This window comes from Bacillus sp. AP50, assembly GCF_040492675.1.
GTDB classification, from domain to species: Bacteria; Bacillota; Bacilli; order Bacillales; family Bacillaceae_G; genus Bacillus_A; species Bacillus_A cereus.
Map to the genome: position 1 here is coordinate 1 of NZ_JBEUTW010000315.1, position 15,655 is coordinate 15,655.

Consider the following 15,655-nt stretch of genomic DNA (forward strand, 5'->3'; position numbering starts at 1 on the left):
AAATAATCCCTATTACATTTAAGAAGACTATAATTATTGCAAGTGGTGCTACAAATCGAAGTAAAAATGCCCAATAAGTAAATACTTTCTTTCCATAATTTCCACCTACAAAAAACTCTGCTTCTAGTACCTTCTTCTCCATTTTGAATGAAACGAAAATACTAATAAATAGTGCTCCAAGTGGCATTAATATATTACTAGATAAGAAGTCTACTGCATCAAAAATATTCTTTCCGAAAATCGTAATATCACTCCATACTCCAAATGATAACGCTGATGGTATACCTACCAAGAAAATGCCGAAACCGATCAGCCATGATAATTTCGTTCTCTTTTCTTGTTCACCATTTGCTAATGCTGAAACAACAGTTTCTAGTAGAGAAAATGCTGATGTTAATGTCGCAAATGTAAATAGTGCAAGAAATACTGTTAAGAAAAATCCACCGAATGGGATTTGACTAAATACAGATGGTAATACGATAAATAGTAATCCAGGTCCTTCTGTTGGCTCCATTCCTAATGAAAATACGGCTGGAAAAATAGCAAGACCTGCAAATAATGAAACAAATAAATTTAATCCAACAATTGTTATTGCTGATTTTGGTAAACTTTCTTTTTTATTTAAATAGGAACTATACGTAACCATAATTGAAATCCCGATACTAATTGCAAAGAATGATTGCCCCATTGCGAACAAAATACTTTCCGAAGTAATCTTTGAGAAATCTGGTTGTAAGAAAAACTTCACACCTTTCATTGCATCATCAAGTGTTAACGAACGAATAATAAGAGCGACAAATAAAACGAACAATGCTGGCAACATATATTTACTTGCTTTTTCAATTCCGTTTTGTACACCCTTTGATACAACCCATATCGTAATGAACATAAAAGCGAAATGTCCCATAATAGCCCAAGCAGGATTCCCAATTGTTTCAGTAAATAATGTACCGTAATTTTGTCCTGGAGTAATCAGTTGTCCAGTTATTCCTCTGAATAAATAAATTAATACCCATCCACCTACAACACTATAAAACGAAAGTAGTATAAAACAAGTTCCAACACCAAGGCGTCCAATCCAATGCCATCCCGTATTTGGTGCGATGCTTTTAAATGCTCCAACTGCTTGTTTCTGCGTACTGCGTCCAATCATAAATTCAGCTATAAGTAGCGGTAGTCCAATTAAAACAGTAAATAATATAAATATTAAAAAGAACGCTCCTCCCCCACTCTTCCCAGCGATATAAGGGAACTTCCATATCGCACCAAGTCCAATTGCTGATCCGGCTGCCGCCATTATAAAACCTAATTTCGAAGTCCATTGCTCCGTCTGTTTCATCTCATTTTCCTCCTAATTAAATCTTTTTATATAAATAAATAAATTTTATAAACCTATTCAAATAAACCCTCCATTTCTTCTTCCATATAATAAAAAAATGGCCTAGCATCTCTATATAAAGAGACGCTAAGCCATTTACTTAACGCGGTACCACCCTTATTGATTCCATTATGAATCCACCTTAGTAGTAATCGTTTGATTACAAACCTAATATCGAAGGTTAACCGTTAAGATTTACTAAGAATGTAATTCCGTTCCACCTTACTGCTCCTAGGCGAGTTCAGGATGTTATTTGACTATGTCACACCAACCCATAGCTCTCTGTACAAATACATGACCTTACTACTCCTATTCAACACATTTTAATATTTAGAATATATTTTCTTTTGAAATTAATATGAAGTATATCTGTTATATTTGTAACTGTCAAGGGTATATTGATTTTTTTGTCGAAATGGTTCATATTTCAACTGACTTTTACTAAGCTTATTAGAAAAAGAAAGAGTCTATATTTTCACCTTTTCAAACGAACTATAAAAAAAGAATCTTCGCGATAATCGCGAAGATTCTTTTTACGGTATGAGACGAGTACAATCTCTCGGAAAAGCACTCGCCTCTCGTACATTTGTTAATTCTAAAAGTTTATATACAACCCTTTCTAACCCAATTCCGAAACCTCCATGTGGTGGACAACCATATCGAAATGTATTTAAATAAGATTGAAATTTATCTGGGTGTAATCCTTTTTCTTTAAACGAAGCGAGTAACATTTCATAATTATGAATTCGCTGTGCCCCTGACGTTATTTCTAATCCTTTATATAATAAGTCGAATGAATCAGTAATAGCTGGATTCTCTTTATTCGGCATCGTATACATCGGTCTCGCTTTTTTCGGATAATGCGTAATAAAAACAAATTCACTATTATATATTTCCTTCACATATTTCCCTAGTAACTTTTCACCTTCTGTATCTAAATCCCCTACAGGAGATTCTTTACGATACTTACTTTTCAAAATTTCTTGTGCTTCTAACAATGTAATTTTAGGTATTTCAGTAATAACAGGTACTTCTATTTGTAATAGTTGTAGTTCTATTTCACATTTTTTCGCTACTTGTTGAAACATATATCGTAAAACATCCGTTTCTAGTTGCATCACTTCATAAAAATCATGAATAAAACCAAGCTCTACGTCTAACGATATATATTCATTCAAATGACGGGAAGAATTATGATGTTCCGCTCTATATACAGGTGCAATTTCAAAAACTCGTTCTAACCCACCTGCCACCATCATTTGCTTATAGAACTGTGGTGATTGTGCTAAATAAGCTTCTTTTTGGAAGTATGGAAGCTTAAAAACATTTGCTCCTCCTTCTGCCCCTTGCGAAACAATTTTCGGCGTAAATATTCGTGTGAAATCGTTCTCTATAAGAAATTCACTAAAGCTTTGAACGAGTGTAGATTTCACTTTAAAAATCGCTGCGGTTCGCTCATGCCTTAATGATATTACTCGCTCATTAAGTAGTTGATCTAAGCCAACTTGTAACTTCTTTTTATTTATTTCAAATGGAAGTGGCTCTGCACCGTTTATTACTTTCACTTCATGAGCAAGTACTTCAACACCCAATTCTGTTTTCGATGTTTCGACTATTTCACCAATTACGTGGACGACACTTTCTACATCAACTTTATATCCAGCCAATTCATTTTCTAATACACATTGAATTACTCCTGTTCTGTCCCGTAATAATAAAAAACTAACATTTCCAAGATGTCGAATCTTTTTTACCCATCCTTGAAGTAATACAACCTTTCCACTTTGCTTTGTACATTCTTTTGTGAGTGAACGCTTCATTATTGAATCCATTATTTTTCCCTCCAGTAATTTTATATTTATTTACGTTATTGTTGTCATCGTCATCATCCACGGTCACTCACCCCCTTTCAAAGAATACAAAAATCCGCCCCTATAAATAGGGACGGATTTTTTCCGCGGTACCACCCAAATTGTCATACTGACCATCTTAGCCCTGATAACGGTAGGTACCGTTTGCTTTTACTAATAATCACGTTCAAAGCAACACTCACAGGTGTCTTTCCATCATGCGGTATCGCAACCTTCCCAGCAACTGGCTGCTCTCTGTAGACCTTTGCACCATGTACTTTTCCTGATCATCACTTTTTATATTTACAGAGTATTCTAACTCCTCACCTTATAAAACGCAAGCTTTTTTTGAAACATTCTGGTTTTATAACTCCTAACTTCTTCTAAAGTGTGAAAAGTTAATTTTGTAATACATATTCTTATGTATTACATCCAAAATTACACCTTTAATATTTTCCAATTTTTACATAAAAACTAATTCATTTACGCATATTAATAAAAATTTTAACGCGAGGTGTGTATATGCAAAAAGCAATTAGTTTCTTTCTCCTTTTGTTTTGCTTAATTGTAGTAAACGAAACGTATGCCTATTCACCAAAATCTTTACCAATCTCTCAAAACTCTGATCAATGGCAAGTGAATATTGATAAACCGAAAAAAACAAACAAGAATATGCTTCAAGCTAAAAAAGATGAATTTCAAACATATCATTTTTCAGTAAAGAATGTCGGGAATAGTGAAGTATATAATGTAAACGTCGAAGTATTCCGCAACGAACCAAATAAGAAAACGAAATATGAACTCTTTTCCCTAAAGGAAAGTCGTTTGGCAAGTGGAAAAACTGGATTTGAACACGCTAATTTACCCGTTGCTACAAAAGCAGATGAAGTTGATGTTATTATTACATGGCAAGAACACCCATTCCGATCGATGCGAAATGGTCAAAAAGTTGAATCTAGAAAATTTAAAGAGCATTTTGTTTTTAAAGAAGCTAAAAAGTAAATGGGATACGGATATATTCACACTATCATTGATGTAGCTTTATTTACTAGTACCAGTTCGTAAGCAAATTAAAAAGTCGTGGCTTATAAATGCCACGACTTTTTATATTAATTCGTACTAATGCCTCTCGCTGCCCAAATGCGATCGATATCAGCAGCATGTTGTCCGCCATATAAAAGAGCATCCGCTTGCTTAATCGCTTTTGCTCCATCACTGAATTTAGAGTTTGGTGTTAATGACCAGTGCGATTGTAAAATAATTTTCGTTGCTACATCACGTCCAAATGCTTGTGCCATTTCATATTGGCCTTGTGCCCAAATTTCCCCATCATCATGTACCTCATTTGTAATATCTTTCGGATACACTTTATTCGTATCTAATCGGCGTAAGCACGTCGGATCTGAACTAGAATAAGCAGTCGCATCCCATTCTCCAACACATGCTTTACCATATCCAGTAGTCGATACTGCATCTTCATATGTAGCACCTAAGAAGTCGCCAAATCCTTCTCCCATCGCTCCACCTTCTGCTGAACTACCAAAGCCAGGAACTTGGTTATCTTGAATCGAATGCCCATACTCATGTGCGATAATACCAGCATCTTCTGCATCATCAACACCGCCAGTACCGAAAGTTAAAGCTTTTGTTGATGGAGAATAGAATGAGTTATCATCAGTTGTACCATTAACATTCACTTTTATCGAACGGTTATTAATATTTTTAAAACCTAGACTTTGAATGTAACGTTGCAATGTGTCGATATGATAGTACGACATAACATCTTCAAAGCTATCATTTGCGCGTGTATAGTTAAATTGTAAATTCGTAGATTTTGTTTTCGCTTTTGAAGAAATCGTTACATATTCTCCAATTAAAAATCCTGTTCCATCTAAACCTTTTAACGTAACAGTTTTCAGTTGGTTCGTTAGAACTGTTGAATCTGCATCGTTATTATCTTTTAAGCCTACTTTACTACCGCTAGATACGACTGGGTTAGGTAAAAATACTTTTCCTGACCCTTCAGCTTTTCGGTTTATATCAACCTTTTTAATTAACTTTCCATTTTCTGCATCAATAAATGTTTCCCATGCACCAAATGGATTATTAGAATGGACTACAACTTTATATACTGGACGAGCAATTCCTTCTTCAACAATATATCCGAACTCTTTATCTGTAGGAGCCCATAAATTTTGCTCACTTGCTTCTCCAACATACGCCATTGATTTTTGTATTGCATCTTTTTCACTAATTTTTGTCGTTACTTCCTTCACACCTGTAACAGGCTGATAATCAGAAACAGCGAGTACTCCCTTTCCCTCTCCGTTAAGCGTAACTGTTATTTGTTTTGAAAATACAGGTGCACCATTAACAACTTGTTGGAACCTAACATATGAAGCTACTGATGTTTCTGTTGTAGAAATATATTGCAAGTCTGAAAGATCTGTTTTCAATCCATACTGCGCAGCATTTTCTTTTAAATATTCAGTTGCTTTTTTCTGTGGCGAATAAGCTTCTAACTTTACTTGCTGTTGTTTTTCCAATGCCGAAACCGTAGAAATCGTCCCCATTACTAACGGCACGGTCATTGCCATTGCCACCATTTTTTTATTAAACATAGAACCACTCCCCCTAATAAAGTAGCTCAACCTTATCCCATTACCACTAGGCAATCATTCCCCGCAAAACGGATGGATAAAAATTGAATCTACGAGTAATTCTCTATGAACACTTCTATTACCTTTCCATTTAGGGTAAGTGAAATTTTCTCAATATTTATGTGTAAAGTGAACACAATACTTTAGAAAGAAATTTCTAAATCCATTCCTTATCCCTAAAGCTTTTCATATTACTGTTTAAAAAAATAGACTATTTTTTTACCTAACGGTAGGTTGAAAAAAGCACTTGTAAATGATACGATTTAAATAACCTTTTTTTAGGAGGATCTATATGAGTAAAAGTGAAGAAACACTCTCTTCAATAATGGAAGCAAGTTATCGCCTTTTTGCTACGTACGGTATTGTTAAAACAACTTATACGATGATTGGTGAGGAGGTTGGTATCGCAAAACCATCTATATATTACTACTTTAAGTCTAAAGATGCTTTAATTGAATGTATTTTTACTGAATTATGTAAAGCTATGCAGTTCTCTTCTTATTTCCATACAGAAGAGTTTACAAAATCAAATTTTATTGAAAAATGTATTGCAATTGGCCTTAAAATAATTGATGAACAGCGAAACGACCCTTATTTTAACCGAGTGTTACAAGAATATGTATTACTATCTTCAAGAAACAAGATGTACAAAGATCGATTACTAACTGTGCAAACAGAATACTTACATGGATTTGAAGTACTCCTTACAAAAGCAAATGAACTTCAATTAATTGAAAATAAAAATCTAGTTTCAAAAGCTCATATGTTAGCATTAGTGCTTGATAATATCGGAAATTTTATGATGATTGATGCAAAGATAGATTATAAACAAATTTGGATTGAAGCTGTAAATAACATTTTTGAAAGAAGGGGTTGAAGTGAATACAAAAAAACGCATTATCGGCTTAGATTTTGCTAGAGCTTGGGCGATGTTTGGTATGCTACTTGTTAATTTCATGGTGATAACAGGTGCAGAAGGAAATGGTCCCCCTTTTTTAATAACCTTCATGTCACTATTTGAAGGTAGAGCCTCTGCTTTGTTTGTTATACTTGCTGGCATTGGTATAACTTTAATGACTAGGTCAGCCGTTGCTAGCAATGAACAAATAAAAATTTCTAATAGCCGAAAGACCATATGGAAACGATCACTTTTCTTATTTATTTTAGGATTACTACTATATGTAATGGAGTGGACTGGGGATATATTACACTACTATGGTGTTTACCTTTTCGTTGCTGCATTACTCATGACAGTACGCAAAAAACTATTACTTTTTCTTTCTATCATTATTTTATTGTTCGCACAATCTCTTCAGCTTACTTTCAATACTTTCGAGGGTTGGGTAGGTCCAACTCCATTTATAAATTATGTAGACTTCTGGACAATAAAGGGTTTTCTTCGCAACTTATTCTTTAATGGCTATCACCCTATTTTCCCTTGGTTCTCGTTCTTCTTAATCGGTATGTTAATTGGCAGGTTAGATCTTCATAATAAAAAAATAAAAAAAAGATTACTCTTACTCGGTATTACAATCACAATATTGACAGAACTTTTATCAAAAGGACTTACACACTTTTTTATTCCATACATCGGCAGAGAGACCGCCACATTTTTATTTAATACAGGACCCATCTTACCAAATGTATTATATATTTTATCTGCTACAGGATCCTCTATTGCTATATTAATCATTTGCCTCTATATCGCTGAAAAATATAGAAATAATTGGTTTGTCACTTCCATTGTGCAAACAGGACAATTAACATTAACTCATTATGTCAGTCATGTATTTATCGGTATTGGGACATTAATTCTATTAAATAGAATGGAAAATCAATCACTACTATTCGTTTTATTATTTGCTACTGCATTTTTCATTTTCAGCATTTTAATTAGTGTGTTATGGAGAAAAAAATTTTCTAGAGGTCCTATCGAATGGATTATGAGGAAATTAGCCGGATAAATTTCCATCATACAAAAAGGAAGTTGGAATCATTCCAACTTCCTTTTCCTTTAATGAGCCGCGCTTAATTTAATTCGAACTTTCGTTTCACCTAAAGAAAGTTCATCGTCTTCGTTCGTTAAGTGACCAAATGTAAATTGTTTAACGAGTAAGTTTTCTTCCAATAAATCTTTATGGTTCGTTAACGTTCGCTGTAGCTCTACTTCTGTATCAAGAATAACATCGACTCGTAAATTAACTGGTAAATTCAACTGTTTACGATATTCTTGAACCGCACGAATGAATTCACGCGCTACTCCTTCTTGCAACAATTCTTCCGTTACATTCGTATCTAACATAACTGTATATTGTCCGTTAGTCGTATTAGAGAATCCTGATTTTGCAACTTTCTCAACTAGCACATCTTCAGCAGTTACAACTACTTCTTCTCCTGGTGTTGCTTCGTAAACTGCTCTTCCTGTTGATACAAAGTTTTGCACTTCTTCTTGTGATAATTGTTTTAGCCAACCATTCACTGCATTCACATTTTTACCGAACTTCGGCCCCGCTGTTTTAAAATTAAGCTTCAATTGATATGATGTGTATTTTGTTTCATCGAGTTCAACATGGAACGCTTTTACATTTAACTCATCCATAACGATATCACGATAAGATTCCCAATCCATATCATTCTCGTTATGCTCAAGTAATACAAGTTCTGCTAGCGGCTGTTTTACTTTTAAAGAATGCTGATTACGGTTACTTCTTCCAAGTTCAACAACTTGTAAAACAGCATCCATTTCCGCTTCTAATTTCGGCTGAAGTAGTGATTCATTTACAACTGGATAATCGGCTAAATGAACGCTGCTTCCTTCTAAATTCAGATGAATGTCTTCCGCGACAAATGGTGTAAATGGTGCAATTAATTTACTAATTGTTACAAGTACTTCATGAAGTGTCTCATACGCAGCTGCTTTCTCAGCGTTCATACCAGATTCCCAGAAACGATTACGTGAGCGTCTTACATACCAGTTACTCACTTCATCTACAAGTGCTGCAATTTCACGAGCTGCATTCGTAAATTGATAATCATCAAGTGCCGTTCTCACTTTTTTCGTTGTACTATGCAATCTTGATAATACCCATTCGTCTAATTTCGTAAGCTTTACATCATACGTTTCTTTCGGATTATACTCATCTAAATTTGCATATAAAACGTAGAAGCTATACACATTGACTAATGTATCTACAAATTTAGATTTCGCTTCCAGTACTGTTCTTTCAGAAAAACGCTTCGCATTCCACGGGGCACTATCAACAAGTAAAGCCCATCTTAGCGCATCTGCACCAAATTTATCTACTAAATCAACTGGGTCTAGTGCATTTCCTTTGCTTTTAGACATTTTCTGCCCTTCTTCATCTAAAACATGCCCTAGTGATAACACTCGTTTATACGGTACTTTTCCTGTATATAGTGCTGATACTGCTAATAAACTATAAAACCAGCCGCGTGTTTGATCAATTCCTTCTGCAATAACATCCGCTGGAAACTGCTCTTCAAATAACTCTTTATTTTCAAATGGGTAATGATATTGTGCAAATGGCATAGAACCACTATCAAACCAAACATCAATTACTTCTGGTGTACGATTCATTGTTCCTCCGCATTTCTCGCAGCAGACTTGCACTTCATCTACATACGGCTTATGCAATTCCAAATCTTCCGGTGTTTCTTTCGTACTATGCTTTCTTAATTCGGCAATGCTCTTCGGTGCGAACTGATGATTACAACTTTCACATTCCCACACGTTTAATGGTGTTCCCCAATATCTATTTCGGCTAATATTCCAGTCCACCATATTTTCTAAAAACTTACCAAAACGTCCATGTTTCATATGATCCGGATACCAAGTAACAGAATCATTATTTTGTAAAAATGTATCTTTAATTGCAGTTGTTCGGATTAACCAACTTTCTCCTGCATAATAAAGTAGTGGTGAATCACAACGCCAGCAATGCGGATAGCTATGTTCATATTTTTCTTTATGATACAGTAAACCTTCCTTCGCTAAATAACGAACGATATCCACGTCACAATCTTTTACAAATCTCCCTTTCAAAAATGGTACCGCTTCTGTATACTCACCTTTTTCATCTACAACGTGCAAGAATGACAATCCTTCACTTTGAACGACTCTATAATCGTCCTCTCCATATGCTGGAGCAATATGAACAAGTCCTGTACCACTATCTCCCGTTACAAAATCTGCTGCAATAACGCGGTAACCATTTGTAACTTCTTTCATCGGAAATGGCGCTGTATAAGATGTGTTTAATAATTCTTCGCCTTTATGAACAGATAATACTTCATAGTTCTCTTTTAATACTTCTTGTACACGTTCTTTCGCAACAATGTATACATGACTTTCTTGTTTTGCTTTAACGTATTCCATATTTGGATGGACAGCAAGCGCAACGTTTGCTGGAAGTGTCCAAGGTGTTGTGGTCCAACCTAAGAAATACTCATTTTCACTATCTTTCACTTTAAACTTCACAGTTGCACTTAAATCTTTTACTGTTTTATACCCTTGTGCAACCTCATGTGAGCTCAATGAGGTTTGGCAGCTTGGGCAGTATGGTGAAACTCTATGTCCTTTATATAACAATCCTTTTTCATGGATTGTCCCCAAAATATGCCATACACTTTCGATATATGGATTCTTTAAAGTTACATATGGATCATCCATATCTACCCAATAACCAATACTTTCAGTGAATTCACGCCACTGCTTCTCATATGTGAAAACACTCTCTTTACACTTTTGAATAAATGGTTCAATGCCATATTCTTCGATCTCATGTTTACCAGAAATACCAAGTTGCTTCTCAACGCCTAATTCTACAGGTAAACCATGTGTATCCCATCCCGCTTTTCTTAACACTTTATAACCAGCCATCGTTTTATATCTTGCTACTAAGTCTTTAATTGTTCGTCCAAGTGCATGACCTACATGCGGTAGTCCGTTCGCCGTTGGTGGTCCTTCATAAAATACGAAAGACTGTGCGCCTTCTCGATTCTGAATTGATTGTTCGAAAATATTTTGTTCGTTCCACTGTTTGCGAATTCGCATTTCTCTTCCTACAGCTGATTCTTTTACATCTACTTTTTCCATATACAATCACTCCTTTGAATATTTTAAAGCACACAAAAAACCCGTCCCTATAAAGTAGGGACGGGTTTACCCGCGATACCACCCTAATTCTATTAGCTTTTTCACTAATAGCACTTAGCAACGTACTATCATACGTGTTCTTTGTAACGGTAGACATCCGTCCGGGCTTACTTACTTTCAGCCTCGGCTCCTCGGAGATGATTTTCAAATAACGTCTGCACACCGGCTTTCAGCAATATACCGGCTCTCTGGAGAGCAGCTCACTATTTTACTCTTTCTCGTCTTCAGATTTGTATACTTTGTTAAAAGTTATTTTATGCCATTTAGCAACTAATTGTCAACTAATTCAAAATATATCCTTATCTTTTTTCCCTATTCTTATACAATTACTTTTCAAATTCTCGCAATGCTGCTAAATTTTCATCATCCTCAATAAGTTCAGCAAAGAATCCCGATTCATCCTCACGAAGGACAAATTCAAGCTCTTCCTTCGCCTCTTCATTTCTATTTAACTGCGCTAAATAACAAGCACGATCATATCTTGCTAACAAATCACTCGCGTCAATTATTAATACTTCATTTGTTATTTTTTCTGCCTTTATCGTTTGACCGACACCATGATATGAAGATGCTAAAGAAAGAAGAATTGCTGTTTCATTTGGATGATGTACAGAAGCATTTTCTAATACTTGAATTGCCTCTTCAAACCTTTCTTGACTTTGATATATTTCTCCTAAAGCAAGAAATGCTCTACTTACAAACGGTGTTTGCTCTGTTAATTGTAAGATAATCTTTTCTGCTTTTCTTTCTTCCCCTGCTTTAAAGAATACTTGTGCTTGCAGAAGAAGAGTATCATAATCATCTGGTAGTTCTCGAACCATTTGTTTCGTTAATTCCAAAGCATCTCTTAACATATCTTCTTCCTCGCACTCAACGAAAAGATTTACAAGTTGCTTCGCTACGTCATAATCCCATTTATTTTCTAGTGACGTGTGTAGAATCTCTATTGCTTCTTTATTCATCTCGACATTCTCATAAAATAGCGCAAATCGCTGTGCTGCCATACTATTTTTCGGATTTAACTTTAAAGAGATTTCATATAAATCAATTATCATAGTAACCATTGAAATTTCTTTCGCACGATTTTTCATACGATAAAAAGCTCTCGTAATGATAGATCGTTTCGGCTGTTCATGCAGCTGGCGTTCAATCCATATTTCCGTAACCGCAGCTGCAGCATACATGAATGCTGTACTTCTTTCTGCTTTTTTCACCTTTAACGTATGAAGAAAATCTCGTATGTTAGACAATTTTTTATGTTGCTCTACTGCTTTTACATAAACATCAAATATACGTTCATTATCAAAATCTTTTTGTATTACTTTCATTGCAACTTCAATTGCTTTTACATTTCTTTTTTTCACTAATACTTTTGCATAATGATATAGTACTTCTATATGCTCACCATCTAATTGTAGCGCGTATTCAATCTGTGCTTGTTCTTTATCTGTTTCATTCATCGCTCCGTACACATATGCAATCGCATCTAAACGCCATATTTCAGGTACTTCGTCCGCTAATTGTTCTAGTTCAATCAGCAATTCTTCCTGAAGGTTCATTTCTACTGAAAGCTGTGCCAAATATTCCATATTAATATGCAACGGCTCTTCTTTCATCGCCTGAACCATATGACTTTGTTCTTTAGAACGGTTTTCTTCTTTTTCGTATATTTCCGCAAGCTGTAAATGTACACCTACGAAATTCCCATCAAGCTCTAAACATGTTTCATACGCCTGCTTTGCTTCCGTCAATTGCCCTAATGCCATAAGTGTTTCGCCAATTCGGTAATACGGTAATGCCGTTTCCATTTGTTCTATCGCCTTATTATATCTTTTCATCGCTTGGCCGTACTGTCCAATAGATTCATACAAAATACCTGCATAACAACCGTACTCACTTACTTCATTTCTTTCTTTGTGTAACGTTCTTAAAAATGCTATACCTCGTTGTACAAATTCCGTTCCTTTAATTCGATTCACATATTCATCTAACGCACTTGCTACATTATAATCACTTTTCTTTATACCATTTTCTAACTTAGATAGCGCTACTTTAAATCCTTCTTCATTTCCACCAAGTTCAATTTCAGCATCCCATAAAACCATTCCTGCATTCATGAGGAAATCTTGGCTCTTTTCAATTTGCTTCTCAAGACCAAGAATATATTCTTTTGCTTCCTTATATTGTTCTCTTGCCATATAAACTTGTGTAAGTCCGAAGTGAGAATAAACATCCTCATCATTTTCTTCTAAAGCACGCTTATACAATACTTCTGCTTCTTCCAAGCTATCATTTTGAAAATGATAGTCACCTAATTTTACGTAAAGAGGTGCTTTATCATCACAATTCTCAATACCGTTTAATAAAATTTCTTTCGCACTTTCCTCATCCTTCAAATCAGATTCGTATATTTCCGAAAGTTTCGTATAAATGTAAGCTGCATTACTATCCAAATGAATCGCTACTTTAAGCCCTTTTATTGCTAAATATAATTTCCCTAGTTGATGTGCACATCTCGCTCGTTCATACCATACATGCGCTTCATATTTATACTCTTTTAACAAGTCATTAAAGATTTCATATGCTTCTTCATATCTTTCTAAATCTATTAATATTAAACCGTGATTTGTTAAAGTGAACCTTTCAGGACTACGCTCTAACGCAACTTGAGAGTATTGCAATGCTTTTTCAGATTGATCAATATACATATAGGATAAAGCGAGAAAACTCCAAGCAATAGGCTGATCTGCGTCTAATTGTAACGATGAACGAAAGCTTGAAATCGCTTCTAGATAACTTTCCTGTTCAAACGCATATCTTCCGTTTATTAAATGATATAAAGCACGATTATTTTTCTTCTCAACGCTTGTCAGCATTTGCTCCGCTTTCTCTACTTCTTGAAGACGAATAAAACACTGTGCACCATGCAATTTAACAAAGTCCGAGTTCGGAAACTTTTCCATTAACTTATCAATACAATATAAAATAAATTCTTTATCTACTTCAACATCTAAGTGCTTTATCGTATATAACCACGTATTTGGATTATCACTCGTTTCTTTTAAAAATTGTACTAAGTTACTAATTCCCTCTTTGTCATGTTCATCTAAATGATCCGTAAGAGAAAAAATAGATTTAAAGTAACGATTTTCTTCTTCACTTAGAAACGCTAGTTGCTCCTTCTTTTCTTTCGGAACAAACGTGATTGCTAAACAGCCTGTATAACGATATTTTTCTTGTAATTTACTATATTCCACAAGAACTGGTTCTATAAAGTTTGGATCTTGAACATAGAAAGCTTGCAATGTATCATCATATCCAGATAGAACTTGTACGTGTGAAGCATGCTCAATATCTATACTTAATAAAACAGGAATTCCTTCGTCAATCAGTCTCTTATAATTCTCTTCATTCCCTTTAAAATAACGATATTCATAACCTAATTCTTCTAAATAAGAAACAGTATCTGAAAACTTCGAACCTGTCATATCAAAAATAAACTCTGCTATTTCATCTTGTGTACGTTTCTCTCCCCATATACGCAACATCATCTCTAAGCTTGTCGGAACACAATAATTATCCTTTTGTACAATAGGAACTATCGGCAAGTGAACCTTTTTTCCATCCGGATTTTTTTCTAAATTATGATATAAAGATTCTTTTAAACTCTTTTCTTCTTTTAATAGTTTTTGTAAATCTGCAAATTTATTCATTTTGTACAGCGCTTCTGCACGTAAATGTACAAAGTAAGTATTATAGGCATGATATGGCAGCTGAGTATTTATGTTATCTATTACCGCTAACATCTCTTCATATTGCTCTAAATCTAATAAATACTTTATCTTCTCAAAATGAAAATATGGTACTTGTGGGAATTTTACAATCGCATCATCGATTAACTGTATCGCGCGTTTTTGTTCTCCTTTATTCGCATACAATTGTGATAATAAATAGGTAGATAACTCTTCACAATCTTCATGCTGCATGCCAGCAATAAATTGTTTTTCCGCTTTCTCCCATTCACCTGTATGCATATAAACGTAGCCCCATTTATCAAACACTGCGCGTGCACTGTACTCCTCTGCTTTTTGCATATACATTAACGCTTCTTCGTTTCGTTTCATTTCTAAAAGACATCGTACTAACGTAAAATATGTTTTCGCTAAAAAATCTGCATCTATTTCTTCTTTACTTAACTCTTCTAAAGAAGATTTTAACAACTGCTCCGCTTCAAGAATTTTCCGCTCATCAATTAACTCATCACAATATAAAGAGAGCGTTCTCATATTTGGGGATTTTTTATAAGCGTAACGAATGAGGAATGAACTGTATTGGTGCATAAGCCCTTCATCAGTAAGGCGAATTAATATATCGAACTCCTTATGCGAAGGAATATTGGCAAGCCAATTCTTCACAGAGGATAAAGTATTCGTTTCTTTTATATATGCAATTTCATTATTTATTTCCTGTAATCCATCTACAAATCTCTTGTCTTTTAAACAAGTTTCTAACTGCTTAAAATCTAGCATGCATTCACCTCGAATTTATATTTATACTGCTACTTGCTTAGATTTTACACACCATATAGTAT

Annotated in this window: 8 protein-coding genes and 3 other annotated features; of the genes, 3 read left to right on the plus strand and 5 right to left on the minus strand. The window is 34.7% G+C overall.

The features are described from left to right. Both ABWK52_RS21030 and aspS read right to left on the minus strand, forming a co-directional pair. Nucleotides 1–1,339, minus strand: a 1,339-nt coding sequence (locus tag ABWK52_RS21030; protein WP_000814538.1) for a sodium-dependent transporter, incomplete at its 3' end; no start/stop codon positions are given. Nucleotides 1,340–1,455: 116 nt separating this feature from the next. After that, nucleotides 1,456–1,704 (minus strand) — a binding site (T-box leader). A gap of 207 nt (nucleotides 1,705–1,911) precedes the next feature. Further along, the gene (gene aspS / locus ABWK52_RS21035) at nucleotides 1,912–3,210 is read right to left on the minus strand and encodes an aspartate--tRNA(Asn) ligase (RefSeq protein WP_000377345.1); all 1,299 of its coding nucleotides are present in this window, start codon (nucleotides 3,208–3,210) and stop codon (nucleotides 1,912–1,914) included. 105 nt (nucleotides 3,211–3,315) lie between these two features. Continuing rightward, nucleotides 3,316–3,528 (minus strand) — a binding site (T-box leader). A 222-nt stretch (nucleotides 3,529–3,750) separates the two neighbouring features. Between aspS and ABWK52_RS21040 the strand changes: the two genes are divergently transcribed. Beyond that, nucleotides 3,751–4,230: a hypothetical protein gene (locus ABWK52_RS21040; RefSeq protein WP_001167912.1), complete on the plus strand. Its 480-nt coding sequence runs from the start codon at nucleotides 3,751–3,753 to the stop codon at nucleotides 4,228–4,230. Between the two features lie 107 nt (nucleotides 4,231–4,337). On the opposite strand, the gene ABWK52_RS21045 is transcribed toward ABWK52_RS21040, so the two are convergent. Next, a complete protein-coding gene (locus ABWK52_RS21045) occupies nucleotides 4,338–5,849 on the minus strand; it encodes a M36 family metallopeptidase (protein ID WP_098542220.1) in 1,512 nt (503 codons plus the stop codon). Nucleotides 5,850–6,180: 331 nt separating this feature from the next. Here ABWK52_RS21045 and ABWK52_RS21050 point away from each other — a divergent pair, with 331 nt between their 5' ends. Both ABWK52_RS21050 and ABWK52_RS21055 read left to right on the plus strand, forming a co-directional pair. Beyond that, a complete protein-coding gene (locus ABWK52_RS21050; RefSeq protein WP_000045224.1) occupies nucleotides 6,181–6,765 on the plus strand; it encodes a TetR/AcrR family transcriptional regulator in 585 nt (194 codons plus the stop codon). 1 nt (nucleotide 6,766) lies between these two features. Beyond that, nucleotides 6,767–7,852 carry a DUF418 domain-containing protein gene (locus ABWK52_RS21055; RefSeq protein ID WP_001093123.1) on the plus strand — a complete coding sequence of 362 codons (1,086 nt, stop codon included), beginning with the start codon at nucleotides 6,767–6,769 and terminating at the stop codon, nucleotides 7,850–7,852. A 50-nt stretch (nucleotides 7,853–7,902) separates the two neighbouring features. Here ABWK52_RS21055 and ileS read toward each other — a convergent pair whose 3' ends face one another. Together ileS and ABWK52_RS21065 are read right to left on the minus strand one after the other, a co-directional pair. Continuing rightward, the gene (ileS, locus tag ABWK52_RS21060; RefSeq protein ID WP_058839548.1) at nucleotides 7,903–11,004 is read right to left on the minus strand and encodes an isoleucine--tRNA ligase; all 3,102 of its coding nucleotides are present in this window, start codon (nucleotides 11,002–11,004) and stop codon (nucleotides 7,903–7,905) included. A 53-nt stretch (nucleotides 11,005–11,057) separates the two neighbouring features. Beyond that, nucleotides 11,058–11,298, minus strand: a binding site (T-box leader). 92 nt (nucleotides 11,299–11,390) lie between these two features. Further along, entirely contained in the window at nucleotides 11,391–15,593 is a 4,203-nt protein-coding gene (locus ABWK52_RS21065; protein WP_353772114.1) for a tetratricopeptide repeat protein, read from the minus strand. Nucleotides 15,594–15,655: the final 62 nt, after the last annotated feature.